The sequence below is a fragment of the Lacinutrix cladophorae genome (assembly GCF_053604645.1).
In genome coordinates this window covers 92,136-113,949 of the sequence record NZ_JBSHNR010000110.1, presented here as the reverse complement: position 1 = coordinate 113,949, position 21,814 = coordinate 92,136, and the positions used below count along the sequence as shown (strand labels likewise).

The 21,814-nt window shown below is 32.2% G+C and carries 20 protein-coding genes; 18 read left to right on the top strand and 2 right to left on the bottom strand.

Translation table 11 applies throughout. The features are described from left to right. The first annotated feature begins 3 nt into the window (after positions 1–3). Complete coding sequence (locus ACVC3Y_RS07880) at positions 4–624, top strand: 50S ribosomal protein L25/general stress protein Ctc (protein WP_452226580.1); 621 nt, start codon at positions 4–6, stop codon at positions 622–624. An 81-nt stretch (positions 625–705) separates the two neighbouring features. Next, positions 706–1,341, top strand: coding sequence for an aminoacyl-tRNA hydrolase (gene pth / locus ACVC3Y_RS07875; protein WP_303422981.1), 636 nt, complete (start codon positions 706–708; stop codon positions 1,339–1,341). Positions 1,342–1,392: 51 nt separating this feature from the next. Here pth and ACVC3Y_RS07870 read toward each other — a convergent pair whose 3' ends face one another. Then, a complete protein-coding gene (locus ACVC3Y_RS07870; protein ID WP_452226579.1) occupies positions 1,393–4,398 on the bottom strand; it encodes a reprolysin-like metallopeptidase in 3,006 nt (1,001 codons plus the stop codon). A gap of 214 nt (positions 4,399–4,612) precedes the next feature. Between ACVC3Y_RS07870 and ACVC3Y_RS07865 the strand changes: the two genes are divergently transcribed. The 16 genes from ACVC3Y_RS07865 to ACVC3Y_RS07790 all read left to right on the top strand — a co-directional run bounded on the left by ACVC3Y_RS07865 (position 4,613) and on the right by ACVC3Y_RS07790 (position 19,921). Then, positions 4,613–6,859, top strand: a complete 2,247-nt coding sequence (locus ACVC3Y_RS07865; protein WP_303422989.1) for a M43 family zinc metalloprotease — start codon at positions 4,613–4,615, stop codon at positions 6,857–6,859. Between the two features lie 81 nt (positions 6,860–6,940). Next, positions 6,941–7,879, top strand: a complete 939-nt coding sequence (locus ACVC3Y_RS07860) for a bifunctional riboflavin kinase/FAD synthetase (protein WP_303422991.1) — start codon at positions 6,941–6,943, stop codon at positions 7,877–7,879. Next, positions 7,869–9,185, top strand: a complete 1,317-nt coding sequence (locus ACVC3Y_RS07855; protein ID WP_452226803.1) for an HTTM domain-containing protein — start codon at positions 7,869–7,871, stop codon at positions 9,183–9,185. Before ACVC3Y_RS07860 ends, ACVC3Y_RS07855 begins: the two co-directional genes overlap by 11 nt. Before the next feature lie 88 nt (positions 9,186–9,273). Continuing rightward, positions 9,274–10,545, top strand: coding sequence for a serine--tRNA ligase (gene serS / locus ACVC3Y_RS07850; RefSeq protein WP_303422994.1), 1,272 nt, complete (start codon positions 9,274–9,276; stop codon positions 10,543–10,545). Between the two features lie 328 nt (positions 10,546–10,873). Next, positions 10,874–12,643, top strand: a complete 1,770-nt coding sequence (locus tag ACVC3Y_RS07845; protein WP_303422997.1) for a tetratricopeptide repeat protein — start codon at positions 10,874–10,876, stop codon at positions 12,641–12,643. 70 nt (positions 12,644–12,713) lie between these two features. Further along, the gene (locus ACVC3Y_RS07840) at positions 12,714–13,229 is read left to right on the top strand and encodes a GNAT family N-acetyltransferase (RefSeq protein ID WP_303422999.1); all 516 of its coding nucleotides are present in this window, start codon (positions 12,714–12,716) and stop codon (positions 13,227–13,229) included. Further along, complete coding sequence (locus tag ACVC3Y_RS07835; RefSeq protein ID WP_303423002.1) at positions 13,230–13,565, top strand: DUF4286 family protein; 336 nt, start codon at positions 13,230–13,232, stop codon at positions 13,563–13,565. Between the two features lie 57 nt (positions 13,566–13,622). After that, the gene (rsmA, locus tag ACVC3Y_RS07830) at positions 13,623–14,411 is read left to right on the top strand and encodes a 16S rRNA (adenine(1518)-N(6)/adenine(1519)-N(6))-dimethyltransferase RsmA (protein WP_452226578.1); all 789 of its coding nucleotides are present in this window, start codon (positions 13,623–13,625) and stop codon (positions 14,409–14,411) included. A 34-nt stretch (positions 14,412–14,445) separates the two neighbouring features. Next, the gene (gene mgtE, locus ACVC3Y_RS07825; protein WP_452226577.1) at positions 14,446–15,816 is read left to right on the top strand and encodes a magnesium transporter; all 1,371 of its coding nucleotides are present in this window, start codon (positions 14,446–14,448) and stop codon (positions 15,814–15,816) included. A 192-nt stretch (positions 15,817–16,008) separates the two neighbouring features. After that, on the top strand, positions 16,009–16,968 hold the full coding sequence (locus ACVC3Y_RS07820) for a 2-hydroxyacid dehydrogenase (protein WP_452226576.1): 960 nt from the start codon (positions 16,009–16,011) through the stop codon (positions 16,966–16,968). 57 nt (positions 16,969–17,025) lie between these two features. Further along, a complete protein-coding gene (locus ACVC3Y_RS07815; protein ID WP_452226575.1) occupies positions 17,026–17,451 on the top strand; it encodes a hypothetical protein in 426 nt (141 codons plus the stop codon). Continuing rightward, positions 17,441–17,899, top strand: coding sequence for a DUF1801 domain-containing protein (locus tag ACVC3Y_RS07810; RefSeq protein ID WP_452226574.1), 459 nt, complete (start codon positions 17,441–17,443; stop codon positions 17,897–17,899). Before ACVC3Y_RS07815 ends, ACVC3Y_RS07810 begins: the two co-directional genes overlap by 11 nt. A 55-nt stretch (positions 17,900–17,954) precedes the next feature. After that, positions 17,955–18,341, top strand: a complete 387-nt coding sequence (locus ACVC3Y_RS07805; RefSeq protein WP_303423021.1) for a VOC family protein — start codon at positions 17,955–17,957, stop codon at positions 18,339–18,341. A 1-nt stretch (position 18,342) separates the two neighbouring features. Next, on the top strand, positions 18,343–18,936 hold the full coding sequence (locus tag ACVC3Y_RS07800; protein WP_452226573.1) for a hypothetical protein: 594 nt from the start codon (positions 18,343–18,345) through the stop codon (positions 18,934–18,936). Positions 18,937–19,023: 87 nt separating this feature from the next. Next, positions 19,024–19,482 carry a YtxH domain-containing protein gene (locus ACVC3Y_RS07795; protein ID WP_303423027.1) on the top strand — a complete coding sequence of 153 codons (459 nt, stop codon included), beginning with the start codon at positions 19,024–19,026 and terminating at the stop codon, positions 19,480–19,482. A gap of 106 nt (positions 19,483–19,588) precedes the next feature. Further along, on the top strand, positions 19,589–19,921 hold the full coding sequence (locus tag ACVC3Y_RS07790; protein ID WP_303423030.1) for an ArsR/SmtB family transcription factor: 333 nt from the start codon (positions 19,589–19,591) through the stop codon (positions 19,919–19,921). Positions 19,922–19,954: 33 nt separating this feature from the next. Here the strand turns inward: ACVC3Y_RS07790 and ACVC3Y_RS07785 are convergent, their stop codons facing one another. After that, on the bottom strand, positions 19,955–21,778 hold the full coding sequence (locus ACVC3Y_RS07785; protein ID WP_452226572.1) for a GNAT family N-acyltransferase: 1,824 nt from the start codon (positions 21,776–21,778) through the stop codon (positions 19,955–19,957). Positions 21,779–21,814 lie beyond the last annotated feature (36 nt).

The window sequence follows — 21,814 nt, the reverse complement described above, 5'->3', positions numbered from 1 at the left end:
ACAATGAAATCAATTACAATCAACGGATCTCAAAGAGAAAGCGTAGGCAAAAAAGCAACAAAAGCCTTACGTAATGCTGGTCAGGTTCCTTGCGTATTATACGGAGGAGATAAACCAGTGCATTTCTCTGCACCAGAATTAGCTTTCTCTAAATTAGTATACACGCCAAATGCGCATACAGTTGTGATTGAGCTTGCTAACGGAACAACATTTAATGCGGTATTACAAGACATTCAATTTCACCCAGTAACAGATAGAATTTTACACATAGATTTCTACCAATTATTTGATGATAAAGAAATTGCATTAAATATCCCTGTAAGTTTAATAGGAAATTCTAAAGGTGTTAAAAATGGTGGTGTTTTAAGAAAAAACAACCGTAAATTACGTGTTAAAGCATTGCCTGCTAACTTACCAGATTTAATCGAAATAGATATTACTCCTTTAAAAATTGGAGATAAAGTATCTGTAAGAGATTTAAATCAAGAAAAATACACTTTATTACATTCTGAAAACACAGTTATCTGTCAAGTTAAGACTTCTAGAACTGCAGTTGTTGACGATGAAGATGAAGATGATGAGGATGCAGCAGCAGCTCCAGCAGAAGAAACTGCTCAAGAATAAATTTATTTATTTATACAATTTTAAAAGCATTCTGTGTATTCAGAATGCTTTTTTTATTTTTACAAAAAACTAAAAACTACTATGTGTAATTTCTTAAAAGCTCTTTTCAAAAAAAAGACGACTACACATAAAGTAGAAGAAATAGATTATATGAAAAAATTTCTAATTGTTGGACTAGGTAATATAGGAGAAAAATACGCCAATACCAGACATAATATTGGTTTTAAAATATTAGATTTTTTAGCAGAAAAAGAAGATTTATTATTTGAGACTCAAAAACTTGGAGATATAACCACTTATAAATTTAAAGGAAGAACCTTTATTTTACTCAAGCCAAGTACCTATATGAATTTGAGCGGAAAAGCTATATTATATTGGCTAACAAAAGAAAAAATACCTTTAGAAAATTTATTGGTTATTACAGACGATTTAAACTTACCTTTTGGAAGTATTAGAATTAAAACCAAAGGAAGTGATGGAGGTCATAATGGATTAAAAGACACACAAGACAAATTAAACACTACAAAGTATAACAGATTTAGATTTGGTATAAGTGATGCCTTTAGCAAAGGAAAACAAGTCGATTATGTTCTAGGAGAATGGACAGATGAAGAAAACGCCAAACTTCGTGAACGCTTAGAAAAAGGTTATGAAATCATCAAATCCTTTGGTACAGCAGGAATAAATAATACCATGAATGCTTTTAACGGAAAATAAAAAAAGGAAGCCAATTGGCTTCCTTTTTTTATTTTAAATCCTCAGTAATTATCATTCCACGATTACTTTTTTCGTAATTCGTCTATCACCATCTGTAATATTTAATAAATACACACCAGATTGCACATTACCTAATTCAATAGTTTGATTAAAACTAGAATGATTTATAAAACTATTATTATACACTTTTCTTCCTCTAATATCATAAACAACAACACCAATAGCGTTACCTGAATTAGAGTTTAGTTTTATTGTAAACGCTCCGTTATTAGGATTAGGAAATACTTGAATAGCATCACTTGTAAATTCAGAAACACTTAAAGAAGTCATTACGTTAACACTATAATCCTCCACTTCAGCATCATGATTATTTTCACATGAAGTAGCAGCTCCATTCCATTTAGTAGTTACACGCATTGTGGTACTACCAAGAACAGCATCTGAAGGAACAGTAATTGCTAAAGGAGAATTCCCTGCAGGGCCATTTGCTGTATTATATGCAGAACCTAAATCGTACGCTTCATTAGCTTCAAATAAACAATTTTGGTTCCAATCAATCCATGCTACAGAATAACAAGTATACGCTCCATCTGTATTCATGTTAACAGTCAAATCATAAGTACTATCTCTATTTACATCGGTGGATAATCCTGTAAAGTCAGTATATCCAACATCTCCTCCCGGATTATTGTCTAAATTATTAATGGTATTAAAAATAACACCTGTTGTACTGGTAAGATAATTATCTGTCATATTACCAACAGAAGTACATAAACCATCTACAACATCTAAAACCACCTCTACTGTTTTTGTTTCTGAAGTAGAAGTTCCAGTAACCGTAATTGTATATTCTCCTTCAGCTGCTCCTAATAAATTAGACACCTCCATAACTGTTTGCCCGTTAGCATTTAAAGTTTCTGGAGTAAAAGTCACTATAGATCCTGCTGGATTTCCAACAGCACTAAAAGTTGTTGTTTCGTTAAACCCATTAACTACAAAAAAGTCTACATTGTAAGATACCATATCTATATTACACGCAGATTGGTTAACAACAGGACTACTCATTGCAAATGATGGCGCACTAGATATGGAAAAAGTATCGGATAGCGCATAAAAGATATTATCGGCAGCTTCAACCATTACCCTTGCAGAATCGGTATCAGCAATTGCAGGCACATTAATTATTTCAGAACCATCATTTGCAACCCCTGAAGCTAATGTTGTTGGAAAAGTTAACCCTCCATCTGTAGAGAATTTAATATTTACAGTTTGACAATTAATAGGTGCTGTATTAGTACCAGCAACATTCCATGTTAGTGTTTGTGCACTTCCTGAACCCCAAGCCGGAGGAGAAACAACAGTAAAAGGCTGTCCGTCTTGTACATTAACAACCATTAAATCTGCATCTGTTTGACCAATACCTTCTGCCAAACCGCTTCCATTATCTCGAACAATAAAAGAAAAATTCATTTCTCTTCCAACACTTGGAGTTACCTCCCAAGTTGGTGTTAAATTACCTGCAACAACATCACTCCAACTAGGCATGTAACGATCTGGCGATGTGGTAGGCAATATAGATCTATATAAAGGACCAACTGTCCATGTAGATTCTGGACTTCCATCTCCAGGAGCTCTGTCTGGGTCATTTTGTGACCAGTTATATGTTAAAGAAGCTGTCCCATCAGGATCTGTCGCAGCACCACGCAAAACATAAGCCGTACTAGGTGGAATAGAATAATCTGCTCCAGCATCTGCAACAGGTGGTTGATTAGCTAAGCTCGTTTCTACATCACAAGAACTACTAACTCCAGTTTGGATATTAGTAGAAATATCTCTAATATTTACGTAATTAAAATGTGCATCACTATTAGATTGAACATTGGTTGCACAAATTCCTGCATAGCCCATTATAGAACTTCCTGAAGCAGGTTCTACTTCTGTAGTACCGTTTCCAGAACGACTACACGTATTCATAGAATGCCAACCATCAAATTGATGTCCCATTTCGTGTGCAACATAGTCTATATCAAAAGCATCTCCTGTAGGATTAGACCTTCCTGTATATCCTCTCCCTTTATGAAAACTACTTTGAGAAGTACTAGCGCATACACAGCCTAAACAACCTGCACTCCCACCTCCAGTGGTATTAAAATTATGCCCAATATCATAATTACTTACTCCTATAACATTATCTAATGTTTGTGCAGTTGTTGTATTAAACTCTCCACCCCATGGATCTGTTAAAGGGTTTAAATAAATAACCTCATCATTATTAGCTACAAAAACTAAACGAATTGCTAAGTCACGTTCATAAATTTCATTAACTCTATTCATTGTGACAGCCATTTGAGCTTGAACATTTGCTTTTTGTTGCGCTTCAGTACCAGTTCCAGCAAATATTTGTGCATACTCCCCATTACATGACTGTGCTAAACGATAGGTTCTTAATTTTCGATCATCGATATCATTTCTACTTGAACCTCTATCCATTTTTAAAGATGATAAATCTATATTTTCCTCTACTAAGCATTCAAAACTTTGTGTATCTTGACCTAAAGAAACTCTGTCATATGCAATATAGGTTGCTCTGTCTTCCGTGTAAGGGTCAATATAAACAGAACTTCTACTACCAGACAATGACATGGCATGTAATCCAAATTGGGTTACACTAAATCGCATAGTAGCTGTAGGGTCATCTACCCCTATTGCTTTATATGTTTTTATCATTGGATAGCGTGCAGCAAGGCCTGCTTCCATTATAGGAGACTCGGATACACTAAACTTTTCGAAATTCCCTCCTTCCATAGGAAATTCTATAACTAAGTTAGACCTTCCACTTACAGACTCAGCTAAAGGTGCATTTATTAATGCATTTTTTAAACTATTTAAATCTAAATGGAATACTTCATATTCTTTTGGTTGTGATGCTCTGTCTACCTTTTCAGAATTATTTAAGCTTTCTTTAGAAACTTTGGACCAAAAGTTGTTTTGACCAAAACTTAAAGAATAACTAAAAAGTATTGCTAGAAAGAATACATAATGTAGTTTTATTTTCATGATTAAGAATGAATTAATGATTACTATAAGGAATAAAAATAGGAATATATTTTATTAATACCCCTTTTTTAACAAAAAAAAGATTCATGCTTTGGCTTATCGTAACAACTTTTAATCACTAAAAAACACACTTTCCACGAAGAAATAATCATGCTTAAAAAAAAATCACTATTTTTATCTCTTGATATTTAATTCAACTATTTAATAATAAAAAATGAAAAAAATTACTTTTAAACTTTTTGTTTTGTTCTTAACATTTCAGGTTACTGTTACTGGATATGCTCAAGAAAAATCAAAAAGCACAGCAAGCAATAGATCATCTCAAGTATTTGATCCTACCCCTGAAACACTAGAATCTTTAAGCCAAACTGGTTTTGCAAGATGTTTAACGGTAGAAAATGAAGCTTTATTAAAACAAAAATACCCAGAACGTTTATCTACAGAAGAATTTGAAGCTTGGTTAGCTCCAAAAATTTTAGAAACAAAAGCAAATAGAGCAACCAATAGAACAGTATACAACATTCCTGTAGTAATTCATATTATTCATGATGGTGATGCCTTAGGTACTGGTGAGAACATTACAGATGCGCAAGCAATGTCTCAAATCACAGTAATGAATGAAGATTATAGAAAACTAACTGGTACTCGTGGTGGTGCTAATACAACAGGTTTAGCTGTAGATACAGAAATCAACTTTTGTATGGCAGTACAAGATGAAAATGGTGTTGCAACCACAGGAATCGTAAGACATGTTATTACGCCTTACAGCAACAATGTAACGGATGGTTTTTTGAGTGGTCCTGACTGGGAAACTACCGCAGACGTAGAAATCATGAAAGCAAACACACAATGGGACCCTACAAAATATTTAAATATGTGGGTAATTCGTCCAGGAGGACTAAGCCTACAAAACGGAGGATTAAACGGTCTTTTAGGTTATGCTCAATTTCCAAGTAATTCAGGATTAGCTGGACTAAACACTTCAGGAGGAGGTGCTGATACCGATGGTGTTGTTGCAGGTTATAACGCAATGGGAACTATTGATTTAGATGATGGTTCTTTTATTTTAAATGCACAATATAACTTAGGAAGAACTATGACTCACGAAGTTGGTCACTGGCTAGGGTTACGTCATATTTGGGGAGATGGCGGATGTACTGCTGATGACTATTGTGACGACACTCCAGCTTCAGATAGCGCAAATTACGATTGTGCTGCAGTAACAAGTTGTGGTTCGGCAGATCAATACCAAAACTATATGGATTATTCCTATGATTATTGTATGGATACTTTTACACAAGATCAAATGGATAGAATACAAACAGTAATGAGTGTTTCTCCTCGCAGAATGGAATTAAATTCATCTAATGCTTGTGCACCAGCACAAATTGAAGACTTAGATGGCCAAATTGAAATTGAAAATTTAAACGTAGCTAACTGCTCTGATTACTCAATTACTCCAGAATTAACTATTACTAACAAAGGGAACATTACATTAACATCTGCTACTATTAACTATAATTTAGACAGTGGTACAAACACAACAATAAACTGGACGGGTTCTTTAGACTTAAACGAATCGGAAATTATTTATGTTCCACAAATTACTGCAGCAATTGGCACACATGTTTTCAATGTAACACTTAGCAACCCTAATGGTGCTACGGATGATCAATTGGGTAACAATTCAGATAGTGGTAACTTTACGATTACAGGTTCTGCTTGTGCTTCTTCTGGAGATGCAACAGATAATTACCTTACAAGTACAACTGGAGTTACTTTTAATACCATTGATAACTTAAATAATAACCCTTTTGGTGATGTTGGCTATAGTGATTTTACTAATTTATCTACAAATGTGAACCGTGAAAGCGACTATGATTTATCTGTTTATTACAATCCTGATGGCAATTATCAAACAATAACTTATGTATGGATTGATTGGAATCAAAACTGTAGTTTTGACGACCCAGGAGAGCAATATAATTTAGGGACTAACCCTGGAGATACAACATTAACAAGTTTACTTTCTGCTAATTCTCCATTAACTGTCACTATTCCTAACGAAGCTCTTCTTGGTAATACAACTATGCGAGTAACAACTAAATATACAGATCCGGATGAAAATCAATTTCCAACATCTTGCGAAATAGGTTTAGACGGTGAGGTTGAAGATTATACTATAAATGTTCTTACTAGTTTAAGTATAGACGAATATGCACTAAATAGCATAAGCCTATACCCTAACCCTACTACAAACACTTTAAACATTTCGTTATCTAATAACGATTTACCTGACGGTTATAAAATTCATAACATGCTAGGTCAAGTCATTATGAATAATACAGTTTCAAGTAATGCCGATTTATCAATTAACACCTCGGCATTAAGTAACGGTATGTACTTTATTCAAATAGCAAAAGAAGGAAATACAATTTCTTTACCTTTTATAAAAAAATAATACAGTAATACTATAATTAAACAAAGAGGATTGATACTTTATCAATCCTCTTTTTTATTTTTGTATAAAACATAAATACAGTTGAAAATAATTCAATCATTTCAAGATTTAGAATCACATAAGACCATTGCTACTATTGGTACTTTTGACGGTGTACATATTGGTCATCAAAAAATAATTGAACGTCTTTCAAAAACTGCAAAAAAAGAAAATTTAAAATCCGTTGTATTAACTTTCTTTCCACATCCTAGAATGGTTTTACAAAAAGATGCTAATATTAAACTTATTAATACCATTGAGGAAAGATCCAAAATTTTGAACCAATTAGGTATTGATTATTTATGCATAAAAACCTTTACTAAAGAATTTTCTCGCATAACAGCAGAAAACTTTGTAAAAGATATTTTAGTAAAACAACTTAATATTAAAAAAATAATTATTGGTTATGATCATCATTTTGGAAGAAATAGATCGGCCAATATTGAGGATTTAAAAAAATTTGGTGAAGCTTATAATTTTGAAGTCGAAGAAATTTCTGCCCAAGATATAAATGATGTAGCAGTAAGTTCTACAAAAATAAGAAAAGCACTTAATGAGGGGGATATTAAAACTGCAAACGCATTTTTAGGATATCATTTTATGCTAAACGGAAAAGTCACCAAAGGTAAAGGATTAGGAAAAACCATTAGCTTTCCTACTGCTAACATTTCGCTTTCGGAAGACTATAAACTAATACCAAAACAAGGGGTTTATGTGGTACATTCTAAATATAAAAACCAAGATCTTTATGGTATGATGAATATTGGAACTAACCCAACAATTAGTAACAACACGAAACTAACTATTGAAGTACACTTCTTTCATTTTAATGAAGATATTTACAACGAAAATCTTACCATAGAAATTTTAAACAGAATTAGAAATGAACAAAAATTCGAATCTCTAGAAGCATTAAAAAATCAAATCAAAAAAGATAAAATAGTTGCTCAAAAATTTCTAAACCAAAAACATATTGAATAGCTTTTTATTTAAACATATAGACAATAGCCCATTAATAGTCTTCCGAATTATTTTTGGATTATTATGCTTTTTAGAATCTGTTGGTGCAATTTTTACCGGTTGGGTAAACAGAGCCTTTATTGAACCTAAATTTACATTTACATTCATAGGTTTCGAATGGCTACAGCCGTTACCAGGAAATGGCATGTACTTCTATTATTTAATCATGGGACTTTTTGGTTTTTTAATCATGATTGGTTATAAATATAGGTTTAGTGTAATTATGTTTACTTTAATGTGGACAACTACTTATTTAATGCAAAAAGCATCCTATAACAATCATTATTATTTATTGATTTTATTAAGTGCAATAATGGCATTTCTTCCGGCAAATAAATACTACTCAATAGATGCAAAACAAAACCCTGAAATACAAAGTAACTCCATGCCACAATGGTGTAGTTGGGTGTTCATTTTACAAATGTTTATTGTGTATACATACGGTTCTATTGCTAAAATATATCCAGATTGGCTAGATGCTTCGGTTATGGAAATCTTTATGTCAGGAAAAAAACATTACCACATTATTGGTGATTTTTTACAACAAAAATGGCTGCATTATTTCCTTGCTTATGGAGGTATTTTGTATGATGGCTTGGTTGTCCCTTTTTTATTATATAAACCAACACGAAGAATTGCCTTTCTTGGCTCCATATTTTTTCACCTATTTAATTCCATTGTATTTCAAGTTGGTATTTTTCCATATTTAGCATTAGGTTTTAGTTTATTCTTTTTCAATCCTAAAACCATTAAAAATATCTTTTTTAAGAAAAAAGAATTTTATGAGGATGCCGAAATTATAGAACCAAAATTTAAAAAATCATTAATTGCCGTATTTAGCATTTATTTTATATTTCAATTAGCACTGCCACTACGCCAACATTTTATAAAAGACAATGTACTCTGGACCGAAGAAGGACACAAAATGTCTTGGCGTATGATGCTTCGCTCTAAAAAAGCACACATAAGTTTTAAAGTAAGAGATAAAGAAGAAAACAAAACCGTATTTGTAAAATTAGATGATTATTTAAGTAGAAAGCAAAAACGTCTAATTAGCACCCACCCAGATGTAATGTGGCAATTTGCACAAAAACTAAAAAAAGAATATACCAAAAAAGGCAAAGACATTAGTGTTTTTATAACTTGTAATGTTAGTGTTAACGGAAGGCCTTATGAGAAACTCATTAATTCGGAAGTAGATATCGCTGCGGTTCCATGGAACACTTTTAAGCATAGCGAATGGATTTTGCCTTCTAAACTAGATTAATACCAAACAAACATAACGTGCAATCTAAACTATTTCTTATTTTTGCGCTTTCCTAAAGGAATACATTTCAGAACATAAAAAATAAAACATGTTACAAGTACCATTTATTAGAGAAAACAAAGACTTAGTAATTACACGTTTAGCAAAAAGAAATTTTGATGCTTCACAAATAATTGAAGAAGTAATCACTTTTGATGAAGCACGTAAACAAATTCAAACCGAATTAGACAATACGCTTGCAGAATCCAATGCGATCTCTAAAGAAATAGGTATGCTATATAAGTCTGGGCAAGCAGAAAAAGCAAATGTTTTAAAAGCGAAAACTTCAGATTTAAAAGAGACTTCTAAAGAATTAAGCGAAAAACTAAACGCCAAAACAGAAGCTTTAACAGATTTGTTATATAAAATTCCTAACGTACCACATGAATCTGTTCCTAAAGGAAATTCTGACGAAGACAACGAAGAAATTTTTAAAGAAGGAACCATTCCAACTTTACACGAAGGAGCAATGCCACATTGGGAACTTGCAAAAAAATACGATATCATAGATTTTGAGCTAGGCAACAAAATTACTGGAGCTGGATTTCCGGTTTATAAAGGAAAAGGAGCTAGATTACAACGTGCTTTAATTGCTTATTTTTTAGATAAAAACACAGAAGCAGGATATACAGAATACCAATTACCACATTTGGTAAACGAAGCATCTTGCTATGGAACTGGACAATTACCAGATAAAGAAGGACAAATGTACCACGATTCTCGTGACGATTTATACTTAATACCAACTGCAGAAGTTCCTGGAACGAACATTTTTAGAGATGTTATTTTAAATGAAAACGAATTACCTATTGGCATTACTGGCTACACGCCCTGCTTTCGTAGAGAAGCAGGTAGCTATGGTGCACACGTTAGAGGACTTAACAGATTACACCAATTTGATAAAGTAGAAATTATTCGTGTAGAACACCCAGACAATTCTTACAATGCTTTTAATGGTATGATAGAACACGTTCAAAATATTTTACGAGAACTTAATCTACCCTACAGAATATTGAGACTTTGTGGAGGAGATACAGGTTTCCCTTCTGCAATGACTTACGATTTTGAAGTGTTTTCTACTGCACAGGACAGATGGTTAGAAATATCCAGTGTTTCTAACTTTGAAAACTATCAAGCCAACCGATTAAAACTACGTTTTAAAAATAGCGAAGGTAAAAACGAACTAGCTCACACCCTTAACGGAAGCTCATTAGCATTACCAAGAGTATTAGCCGGGATTCTTGAAAACTACCAAACAGAGGATGGTATTGTAATTCCTGAGGCATTAGTACCTTACACAGGATTTAATATTATTAATTAGCTTTGTAGTTTTTTTCCTATAAATAAGAAGTGTTTTCTTATTTTTTACCGATGAAATGCTAAAATTTTGTGCTGTTTAACGAATTTACGATGAATTACAAGGCCGTTTTAAAAAAAAATCTCAATTTTACAACACTTAAACAAAGACTATAAATATAAAAATGCCCCAATCCAATATTTGAATCTTGTTAAATTGACATAGATTAATAGCACATTTATTAAGATTGGTAAATGCCTGAAATAAAATTTCAGGCATTTTTTTATCATAATATTTACAATATCTACTAGTTACATTTCTTATATTTACCCAAAGTACACGCAATAACCTTATGAAGCTTTTATATATAATATGTTTTCTTTTTAGTATTCTTACTTTCGCTCAAGAAGAAATTTTAGCTAAAGAATATTATAAAAATGGAGAATTTGAAAAAGCACAAGTACTATACAATAAACTTTACAACAAAAGTCCTAACAATTACCTTCATCTAATACAATTAGTAAAAACACACCAACAACTTGAACAATTAGATCAAGCACAAGAGTTACTTCAAGCATCCATTTTAAAATACCCAGCATTATATGTAGAACTTGGTTATAATTACCAATTAAAAAAGGATCTAGTTAACACAAACATTAACTACAATAAAGCTATTGAAACTATAGATCTTGATGTAAATGCAGCCTACTCTATTGCTCGCGCTTTTGAAGAACACTCTCTACTAGATCAAGCAATCATTACTTATGAAAAAGCAATGAAGCTAAAACCGGAATATAATTTTAATATACAATTAGCTAGAATTTATGGAGAGCAAGGAGATGTAGAAAAAATGTTTAGCAGCTATATAAATTTTATTCAAACCAACGAAAATTATGTAAACACCATAAAAAGAGCATTTAATGAATTTATTAGTGAAGATAAAAACAACCAGAATAATATCCTCCTAAAAAAAATACTTTTAAAAAAGATTCAAGAAACTCCAGACTTACTATTTAATAATTTATTAAGTTGGCTATTCATTCAACAAAAAGAATATTATAAGGCTTTTACACAAGAAAAAGCAATATTTAAAAGAAACCCAGAAAGTCTAAGTAGAATAGAAAATGTAGCATCCATTGCTGCAAATGAAAACCAACACGATATTGCTATTGAAATTTTCGAATACATTGTAAAAACTGCACAAGATCCAGAAATTACATTGGAAGCAGAAAACAACATTCTACAAATTAAAACAAAAAACGCAACACCAAAAGACTATGCAGATTTAAACAAGAAATATATAAATCTATTAGAAACCTATGGTAAATTTCCAGGCACAATAGATTTACAAGTAGCATATGGACACTTCCTTGCCTTTAATTTAAATAATACAGAACAAGCATCCACATTTTTAAAAGAAAGCTTAAAACTTCGCTTATCCTCCTATCAAGAAGCAAAAGTAAAACTAGAACTAGCAGATATTTTAGTATTTCAAGAAAAATTTAATGAAGCTTTAATTTATTACACACAGATTCAGCGAAGTCTAAAAAACAGTACTATTTCACAAGAAGCACGATATAAAGTAGCAAAAACAAGTTACTATAAAGGTGATTTTAAATGGGCAGAATCGCAATTAAAAATTTTAAAATCTTCTACTTCGCAACTTATAGCAAATGATGCTTTAGATTTAAAACTACTTATTTCCGATAATAAATACGAAGACTCAACCCAAACCGCTTTAAAATTATATGCCAAAGCAGATTTATTTGCCTTTCAAAATAAAACAGACGAGGCTATTAATCTATTAGGCAAAATTCTGGAAGCTCATAAAACAGAAACCATAATAGATCAAGCCTTATTTAAACAAGCACAACTTTTTGAAAACAAAAAACAATATCAAAATGCAGCAGACAACTATCTGTTAATCATAAAAAATTATAAAGAAGAAATTCTTGCAGACGATGCGCTTTTTTATCTAGCAAAATTATACAGTGACCAATTAGCACAACCTGAAAAAGCAAAAGAACTATACGAACAAATTATATTTAATCATCAAGATAGTATCTATTTTATTGATGCCAGAAAAAACTTTAGAATGCTTCGTGGTGATGCTATTAACTAATCACTTAAACATGGGCCATTTCGAGAAAAATCGAGAAATCATTCCATTCAATCTCTAACCAAATATAAAAATGATGGTAGCAAAAACACAAAGATTAACCCTATCTAAATTCACACTAGAGGATGCTGCTTTTTTTTTAGAATTAGTAAATACACCACATTGGTTAAAATATATTGGAGATAGAAATACAAAAACCATTCAAGACGCAGAAAACCGTATTAAAGAAGGCCATTTAAAAAGCTATAATACCAATGGTTTTGGTTTCTATGTACTTAGACTAAATGAAAGCAATACACCAATTGGCACTTGCGGACTAATTAAACGTGAAACGCTCGACCATGTAGATATTGGTTTTGCAATGCTTCCAGATTACGAAAAAAAAGGCTTTGGCTATGAAGCTTCTCTAGCAGTTTTAAAACTAGCCAAAGAAACGTTTAAATTAAAAAAAATAGTAGCCATAACCTTACCAACAAATACACCTTCTATTAAATTATTAGAAAAATTAGGACTATCTTATCAAAAAAAGGTAAAACCCTTTGAAGATGATGAAGAACTTCTGTTATTTGCAAAAACTTTAAACAAATAAATGAGCCAACAAAAGTACATCTATAACGTAACCGTAAATTTTGAAGAAGAAATTCATGACGAATGGCTAATCTGGATTAAAGAACATATTCCACAAGTATTAGGAACTGGTAAATTTGAAAAAGCAACACTAACAAAAGTGCTTGTAGAAGATAAAATTGAAGGACACACCTATTCTATTCAATACACAAGCTATTCTAGAGATGCATTAGATGCCTATTATAAAGAAGATGCAGATCGATTAAGAACTGAAGGACTAAAAAAATTCGCAAACAAAATGCTAGCCTTTAGAACCGAACTTCAAATTGTAGACGAATATGCAGTAACTTTTAAATAGACTATTTTTTAACGCTCTGCACAGTCGAAGAGTCTTTAATCCTAAAAAACGAATTACGTGTCAAACAATCATCAAGTAAAAGCAAAAAAACATTTAGGTCAGCATTTTTTAAACGATGAAACCATTGCGCAAAAAATTGCAGATACACTAAGCCTAAAAAACTATAAAACCGTTTTAGAGATTGGTCCAGGAATGGGTGTTTTAACAAAGTATTTACTTAAAAAAGAAGTTACAACACACGTTATAGAAATAGACACAGAATCTGTAGAATATTTAAAAAATAACTATTTAAATCTTGCATCTAGAGTTATAGAAAAAGATTTTTTAAAGTACGATTTAAACGAAGTTTTTAAAGGAGAATCTTTTGCTATAATTGGTAACTTCCCTTATAACATTTCTACACAAATCGTTTTTAAAACAATAGAAATGCGAGACCAAATACCAGAATTTTCTGGTATGTTTCAAAAAGAAGTAGCACAGCGTATTTGCTCTAAAGAAGGATCTAAAGTATACGGCATTCTTTCGGTATTAACACAAGCTTTCTATGATGCCGAATATTTATTTACAGTTCCTCCAGAAGTTTTCAATCCACCACCAAGAGTAGAATCTGGAGTACTTCGACTTACCAGAAAACAAGATTACTCGTTGCCATGCAATGAAAAAATGCTATTTAAAGTAGTAAAAGCAGCTTTTCAGCAACGCAGAAAAACACTTCGTAACAGTTTAAAAACTTTTAATTTATCCGATAATTTAAGAGAAGATGTTATATTTGGCAAACGTCCAGAACAATTAAGCGTAGAAGCATTTATAGCACTTACCTTAAAAATTGAAAACGACATCAATTAAAATGGCACGCGATGCGTAATCGAAGAGTTTATAAGTGGAAGAAAACAACGAAAATATTCAGTTTAAAATAAGTCAAGAACTTATTGAGCAAGTGGCACAATTAGTAGATGCTAGAAGTGATGACGATCTTTCTAATCTATTAAATGAATTCCACCATGCAGATATTGCCGAAATTCTAGACGAAATTAATCTAGAACAAGCCACCTATATTTTTAAACTTTTAGATAGCGATAAAACCTCCGAAATTCTTTTAGAACTCGACGACGACAATCGAGAAAAAATATTAGCTACACTTTCTGTAAAAGAAATTGCCGAAGAATTAGAAGAACTGGATACAGATGATGCCGCAGATATTATTTCCGAACTTCCAGAAGCACGTAAAGAACACGTTATTGCAGAAATTTTAGACGTAGAACACGCAGCAGATATTCAAGAACTTTTAACCTACGACGAAGACTCTGCAGGTGGACTAATGGCTAAAGAGTTAGTAAAAGTAAACGAAAACTGGACCATAAATAAATGTGTGAAAGAAATGCGCGCGCAAGCTGAAGATGTTACACGTGTGCACTCTATTTACGTAGTAGATAACGACGGAAAACTAATTGGTCGACTTTCTTTAAAAGACCTCTTAATAGCTTCTACGAAAGCACATATCTCAGACGTTTACATACCAAAAGTAGATTATGTAGATGTGCATGAAGATGTAGAAGAAGTCGCAAAAATCATGCAAAAATACGACCTCGAAGCAATTCCTGTAGTAGATGCAAACAAAACATTACTTGGCCGAATTACCATAGACGATATTGTAGATGTAATAAAAGAAGAGGCCGAAAAAGATTACCAATTAGCAGCAGGTATTACACAAGATGTAGAAGCAGACGATAGCATTATACAACTTACAAGAGCACGATTACCATGGCTATTTCTTGGCCTGGTTGGCGGTGTTGGTGCATTTTTAATCATGGAAGGCTTTCAAGGAGTATTCGCGAAATACAAAGAACTATTCTTTTTCACACCATTAATCGCAGCAATGGCAGGAAACGTAGGAGTTCAATCTAGTGCAATTATAGTACAAGGACTTGCAAACGACGATGTAAAAGGAAGCGTTAACAAACGTTTAATTAAAGAAATGTTTCTGGCAGCACTTAACGGAATCATTTTAGCACTCTTTCTATTTCTCTTCGTTTGGATCTATAATCAAGACTATAAAATAGCACTCGCTATTTCCGTTTCACTTGTAGCAGTTATTATTATTGCAGGACTTATTGGTACATTCATTCCATTATTTTTAGACAAAAGAGGTATCGATCCAGCCATTGCAACAGGACCATTTATTACCACGAGTAACGATATTTTTGGTATCTTAATTTACTTCTGGATAGCCAAACTTATTCTTAATATTTAATTACCAATCCAGTAATTATATTTACTCCTTGGGCGTTACCACAAGGGTCGCGCTTTTCACTACAATCTTTTGCAAAAAAAGCAAAAGGATTTTCACTACAATCCCTAACGCAAACAAAAGACTATCTTTGTCCTGCAAAACGCATTTTTGCAACTAACTAGAATTTATCTTTTTCTCAAAAAAAAACGGCTCATGAAAATCCTTCACATAGATTCCAACCATTCGCTTTTAATAAATCAATTAAACAACTTAGGCTTTACCAATCATGAAGATTACACCGCTTCAAAAGCAGACATTCAAAATAAAATTGCAAACTACGATGGCTTTATTATTAGAAGTCGTTTTAGTATCGATAAAACCTTTTTAGATGCAGCAACAAATCTAAAATTTATAGGTCGTGTAGGTGCTGGCTTAGAAAACATAGATTGCGAGTATGCAAAAAGCAAAAATATACATTTAATTTCTGCACCAGAAGGAAACCGAAATGCCGTTGGCGAACATAGTCTAGCCATGTTACTAAGCCTATTTAACAAACTAAACAAAGCAGACCAAGAAGTACGATCTGGCAAATGGCTACGCGAAGAAAATCGAGGAATCGAACTAGACGGAAAAACCATAGGTTTAATTGGTTATGGCAACATGGGAAAAGCATTCGCTAAAAAACTCCGTGGTTTTGATGTAACTGTTTTGTGTTACGATGTAAAAGAAAATCTTGGCGATAAAAACGCAAAACAAGTAACATTACAAGAACTACAAAAACAAGCAGATGTTTTAAGTTTACATACACCAGAAACGCCACTAACCATTAATATGATTAATTCTAATTTTATCAGTCAATTTACAAAACCTTTTTGGTTAATAAATACAGCTCGAGGTAAAAGTGTAGTTACTAAAGATTTAGTTTCTGCTTTAAAATCTGGCAAAATATTAGGAGCTGGATTAGATGTTTTAGAATATGAAAAAGCTTCGTTCGAAAATCTCTTTAAAAAAGAGATCTCATCGAGTGCAGTCATGATGCCAGAAGCATTCCAACATTTAATACAAGCCGAAAATGTACTACTTTCGCCTCATGTAGCTGGTTGGACCATAGAAAGTAAAGAAAAATTAGCGCAAACAATTGTAGATAAAATCAAGCATTTTTATAAGCTTTAATGAAGCTTCTATATTAGAAAAAAAATCACTATTTTTAAATCTATAAAACAAACAACAATGCATCCAATTATTAGAAATATTTTAGCTGTAGTATTTGGCTGGTTTGCTGGTAGTATAGTTAACATGTCACTTATTCAATTAGGTAACAAGCTACTACCTATACCTGGAGTAGAGCCAAATAATATGGATGCACTAGCAAAAGTAATACCAACTTTAGAACCGCAATTTTTTATTTTTCCTTTTCTAGCACACGCTTTAGGCACTTTTGTAGGTGCAATAATTGCTGGATATATCGCTTTTAATCATAAAATGAAATTTGCTTTAGCTGTTGGTTTTTTATTTTTATTGGGCGGCATTACCGTAAATTATATGCTACCAGGACCTACGTGGTTTACTATTACCGATATTGTTTTAGCATACCTACCAATGGCTTGGTTAGGAGGGAAAATTGTAATTAATACATCTAAAAAAAATGCAATATAAAGCAGATACGCCAGAAGAATACATAAATCAAGTACCTGAAGAAAGAAAAGCGGTTTTAAAAAAATTGCGTAAAACCATTAAAGACAATTTACCAAAAGGCTTTCAAGAAGGAATTGCGTATGGCATGATTGGTTATGTAGTACCGCACTCTATATATCCAGATGGCTACCATTGTAATCCAGAAACACCACTGCCTTTTATGAGTTTTGCCTCTCAAAAAAATTCCATAAATTTATATCACAGTGGTATTTATGCAAAAAAAGAAATTCACGATTGGTTTGTTTCTACATACCCAAAACATAGTAAACGCAAATTAGACATGGGGAAAAGCTGCATTCGCTTTAAAAAGATAGAAGAAATACCTTTCGATTTAATTGCAGAACTATGCACAAAACTTACAGTTAAGGAGTGGATTAATATTTACGAAACGAATATTAAAAAGAAGTAAATTAAATAAAGTTTAACTAGACACCCTTTTTCAAGGGAACAAAAGAATTATTTTGATGAAAAAAAGAGTTACTGGAATTGGAGGTCTATTCTTTAAAACAAAAGATCCAAAAGCAGCAAAAGATTGGTATAAAAAACATCTTGGTTTTAATACAGACGATTATGGTTGTACTTTTAAGTGGAAGGATATAGACGGAAAAGATTGCACTACACAATGGAGTCCGTTTGCCGAAGACACAAAATATTACGAGCCTTCTAAAAAAGATTTTATGTTTAACTATCGTGTAGAAAACTTAGTAGAATTATTAGCTACATTAAAAGAAGAAGGCGTAACGATTGTTGGTGAAATGGAGGAATACGAATACGGAAAATTTGGTTGGATTTTAGATAACGATGGGAATAAAATTGAACTTTGGGAACCTATAGACCAACCTTTCCTATAAAATGAACTTAATAAATAATACAATGTCTGAAGAAAATAAAAACATAGAAGATACTCTTAAAGATACTACTGAAAATACGCAACAAACAATAAATAATTCTGTAGATGTAACTGCAGATAAAACGAACGCAAGTGAAACATTAGATGCTGCAAAAGAAAAAGCAAGTGCGTTTGCAAATGAAGCGAGCAATAAATTAGAAGACTTAGCCGAGGATGCAAAAGAAGTTTTTTCTAAAGCAAAAGACAAGGCAAACGAATTTATAGAAGGAGATGCTAAAGAAACTATAGATGCTGCTAAAGTAAAAGCAAGTGAACTAGCAGAAGACGCTAAAGAAGTTTTTTCTAAAGCAAAAGATAAAGCAAACGAATTTATAGAAGGAGATGCTAAAGAAACTATAGATGCTGCTAAAGCAAAAGCAAATGAACTAGCAGAAGACGCTAAAGAAGCTTTTGATAGTGTAACAGATAAAACCACAGAGTTTGCAAACGAAGCTAACGAAAAACTAGAAGATTTAACCGAAGTTGCAAAAGAAACACTGGAAGAAACGAAAGTAAAAACAAAGAGCTTTTTTCAAAGACTTTTTGGTTCTAAATAAAAAACTAAATCAGATTAAAAAAAAGCTAGACGAAAATCTAGCTTTTTTTTATTAAATTAGAAGTCAACTAATTAAAAACAAGAAATTATGTCAGATGACAAAAATTTAAGCGACGACCTTGATGATATGATAGGAAGTGCTAAAGAAGGTGCAAAAAAAGCAGCAGATAAAGCTGAAGATTTTGCCGATGACGCAAAAGAAGCAGCGAAAGACTTTGCAAATGATGCGAAAGAAGTATTAAGCGATGGTAAAAACGTAGCTATTATTGCACATTTTTGGTGGATTGGATGGATTATAGCCTTAATCATGAATAGTGGTGAGAAAAAATCGGAATATGGTTCATTTTATATTAGACAAATGTTAGGCTTATTAATATTATCACTTGCTAGTTATGTGCTAAATTTTGTTTCTGTTTTTGTAGGTGGCATTTTTGGTATCGTATTATTAGTATTATGGATTATGAGTTTAATAGGCGCATTAAGTGGAGAAAAGAAACCAACTCCTGTTGTTGGAGCGATGTTTCAAGATTGGTTTAAATCGCTTTAAAATATAAAAAAAGCCAAAATTAATATTTTGGCTTTTTTTATGAGACTCAATATCGTAATATTGCAATATTACTATTATATTTGTAATAGAATTATAAATTACACTTATGGGATCTACTAAATCAAACATTCATGATGCAGATAATAATTACTTAGCTAAAGTCGCTAAAGTCTTTAGTCATCCTGCTAGAGTTGCGATAATAAAATATATTAGCAGTAGCCAATCTGGTTGTATTTGCAATGATATTGTAAAAGAAATTGGTTTAGCACAACCAACCATATCACAACATTTAAGCGAAATAAAAAAAATTGGTTTGCTAGATCAATCTGCAAGTGGGAAAAGTTTAAGTTATTCTATTAATACCGAAAAACTAAATGCATGTAGAAGACTTATTAACGACTTTTTTGTAAAGACTCAAGTAAATAGTAGCGTTAAATAAATTGGTTTTTTAATATATAAATACGAGGATAAACTATTCGCTTTCTGTATTCTCTCCATTAGCAAATTTACGTTCTAATTCAGCTTGAAACTCTTCCATAACAGGACGAACAGTGCTTTCTGGTAAGTCAGCAATTTTTATATACATCAAACCATCTACTGCATTATTAAATAAAGGATCAACATTAAAAGCAACCAATTTAGCATTTTGTTTAATGTACTTTTTTAGCAATACAGGAAGTCGTAATGCTCCAGGTTCTACTTCATCAATAATTTTATCAAACTTGTTTAAATCTGCTTCCGCTTCATCAAAAACAAAGTCTTTATCAGCATCTTTTAAAACGACTTTAAATTCTTTTTTTGGATGCACATATTGCGCTACATAAGGATCATAATAATTAGATTTCATAAACTCAATCATTAAAGATTTGGAGAAATTTGAAAACTGATTACTAATACTAACACCTCCAATTAGATATTTATGTTCTGGGTAGCGTAGTGTAGTATGTACAATGCCTTTCCAAAGTAAAAATAAAGGCATAGGTTTTAGTTGGTAGCTTTTAATAATGAAGGCTCTTCCCATTTCAATAGACTGGCTCATCATTTTGTATAACTCCGGTTCAAACCTAAATAAATCTTGAAGGTAAAAACCATCAATCCCATATTTTTCAAATATTTGAGAACCTAAACCCATTCGATAGGCTCCAGCTAAAGTATTGGCATCGTTATCCCAAAGAAACATATGGTGATAATAATTATCAAAGCTATCTAAATCAATCGCTTCATTAGTTCCTTCACCAACCTCTCTAAATGTAATTTCACGTAGACGCCCTATCTCATGAAGAATATTAGGTATTTTACTAGCTGGAGTTAAAAACACTTCATAATTCTTACTTTGTAAAAGTCTTAAATCTTCATTTCGTAATGCTTCAACTTCTTCTAGCATAGACTCTGCATTTCCTGGAGTTGCTATACGTTTTGGTGGTTTTGGAGGTGTTTTTAAAGTGTTAGAAAGATTATCTAGCATCTTTGGTTTATCTTCAAATGCATGCGATAACATGTACGTTTTCTTTCTTAAAAACTCAGAAAAACCTTCAATTGTTTCGTGTTCTTTTTGGTCGTTTACACTAATTGGTTTTCCTATTCTAACTTTAATAATTCTACGTTTTTGCGTTAAAAGCTCTGATGGTAATTTGGCTGTTCTAAACGTATCACTAATTTTAGAAAGCTTGTAAAACAACTTCGAATTTTTAGCGTGAAAATAAATAGGTACAACAGGTACTTCTGCTTTTTTAATAAGCTTAATGGCAGTTTCTTCCCATGGCTTATCGACCATTAACTTTCCATCTTTATAGGTAGAAACTTCTCCAGCTGGAAATACACCAAGTGGATGACCATCTCGTAAATGCGTAATTGCATTTTTAAATCCTGCAATGCTAGACTTTACATCTTTTCTGTCTTCAAAAGGGTTAACAGGCATGATATATGGTTTCATTGGCTCAATACGATGAAGCAAGAAATTTGCTATAATTTTAAAGTCTTCTCTTTGCTCTAGCATCAGCTTTAAAAGTAAGATTCCATCAATTCCACCAAGTGGATGATTAGATACAGTTATATAGGCTCCGTCTTTTGGCAAACGCTTTAAATCTTCTTCCGGAATTTCAAATTTAATTTGAAATTCATCTAAAATAGCTTCTAAAAAAGGCAACCCTTCTAGATGTTTGTTCCTATTATAAATTCGGTTTAAAGTAGATATTTTTAGAACTTTCATTAATAGCCAACCAAAAAAGGTACCAACAAAACCATATTTATCAACATGTATGGCTTTTGCTACTTCTTTTGCTGTTACTAGACTCATGATTGGTTATTTAGACTAAATTATTTTTTTACTTAC

Bases quoted from the DNA above. Each gene is read 5' to 3' on its own strand.
- ACVC3Y_RS07880 (WP_452226580.1), top strand. From the start codon at position 4: ATGAAATCAATTACAATCAACGGATCTCAAAGAGAAAGCGTAGGCAAA.
- pth (WP_303422981.1), top strand. From the start codon at position 706: ATGTGTAATTTCTTAAAAGCTCTTTTCAAAAAAAAGACGACTACACAT.
- ACVC3Y_RS07870 (WP_452226579.1), bottom strand. From the start codon at position 4,398: ATGAAAATAAAACTACATTATGTATTCTTTCTAGCAATACTTTTTAGT.
- ACVC3Y_RS07865 (WP_303422989.1), top strand. From the start codon at position 4,613: ATGAAAAAAATTACTTTTAAACTTTTTGTTTTGTTCTTAACATTTCAG.
- serS (WP_303422994.1), top strand. From the start codon at position 9,274: ATGTTACAAGTACCATTTATTAGAGAAAACAAAGACTTAGTAATTACA.
- ACVC3Y_RS07845 (WP_303422997.1), top strand. From the start codon at position 10,874: ATGAAGCTTTTATATATAATATGTTTTCTTTTTAGTATTCTTACTTTC.
- ACVC3Y_RS07840 (WP_303422999.1), top strand. From the start codon at position 12,714: ATGATGGTAGCAAAAACACAAAGATTAACCCTATCTAAATTCACACTA.
- ACVC3Y_RS07835 (WP_303423002.1), top strand. From the start codon at position 13,230: ATGAGCCAACAAAAGTACATCTATAACGTAACCGTAAATTTTGAAGAA.
- ACVC3Y_RS07820 (WP_452226576.1), top strand. From the start codon at position 16,009: ATGAAAATCCTTCACATAGATTCCAACCATTCGCTTTTAATAAATCAA.
- ACVC3Y_RS07815 (WP_452226575.1), top strand. From the start codon at position 17,026: ATGCATCCAATTATTAGAAATATTTTAGCTGTAGTATTTGGCTGGTTT.
- ACVC3Y_RS07810 (WP_452226574.1), top strand. From the start codon at position 17,441: ATGCAATATAAAGCAGATACGCCAGAAGAATACATAAATCAAGTACCT.
- ACVC3Y_RS07805 (WP_303423021.1), top strand. From the start codon at position 17,955: ATGAAAAAAAGAGTTACTGGAATTGGAGGTCTATTCTTTAAAACAAAA.
- ACVC3Y_RS07800 (WP_452226573.1), top strand. From the start codon at position 18,343: ATGAACTTAATAAATAATACAATGTCTGAAGAAAATAAAAACATAGAA.
- ACVC3Y_RS07795 (WP_303423027.1), top strand. From the start codon at position 19,024: ATGTCAGATGACAAAAATTTAAGCGACGACCTTGATGATATGATAGGA.
- ACVC3Y_RS07790 (WP_303423030.1), top strand. From the start codon at position 19,589: ATGGGATCTACTAAATCAAACATTCATGATGCAGATAATAATTACTTA.
- ACVC3Y_RS07785 (WP_452226572.1), bottom strand. From the start codon at position 21,778: ATGAGTCTAGTAACAGCAAAAGAAGTAGCAAAAGCCATACATGTTGAT.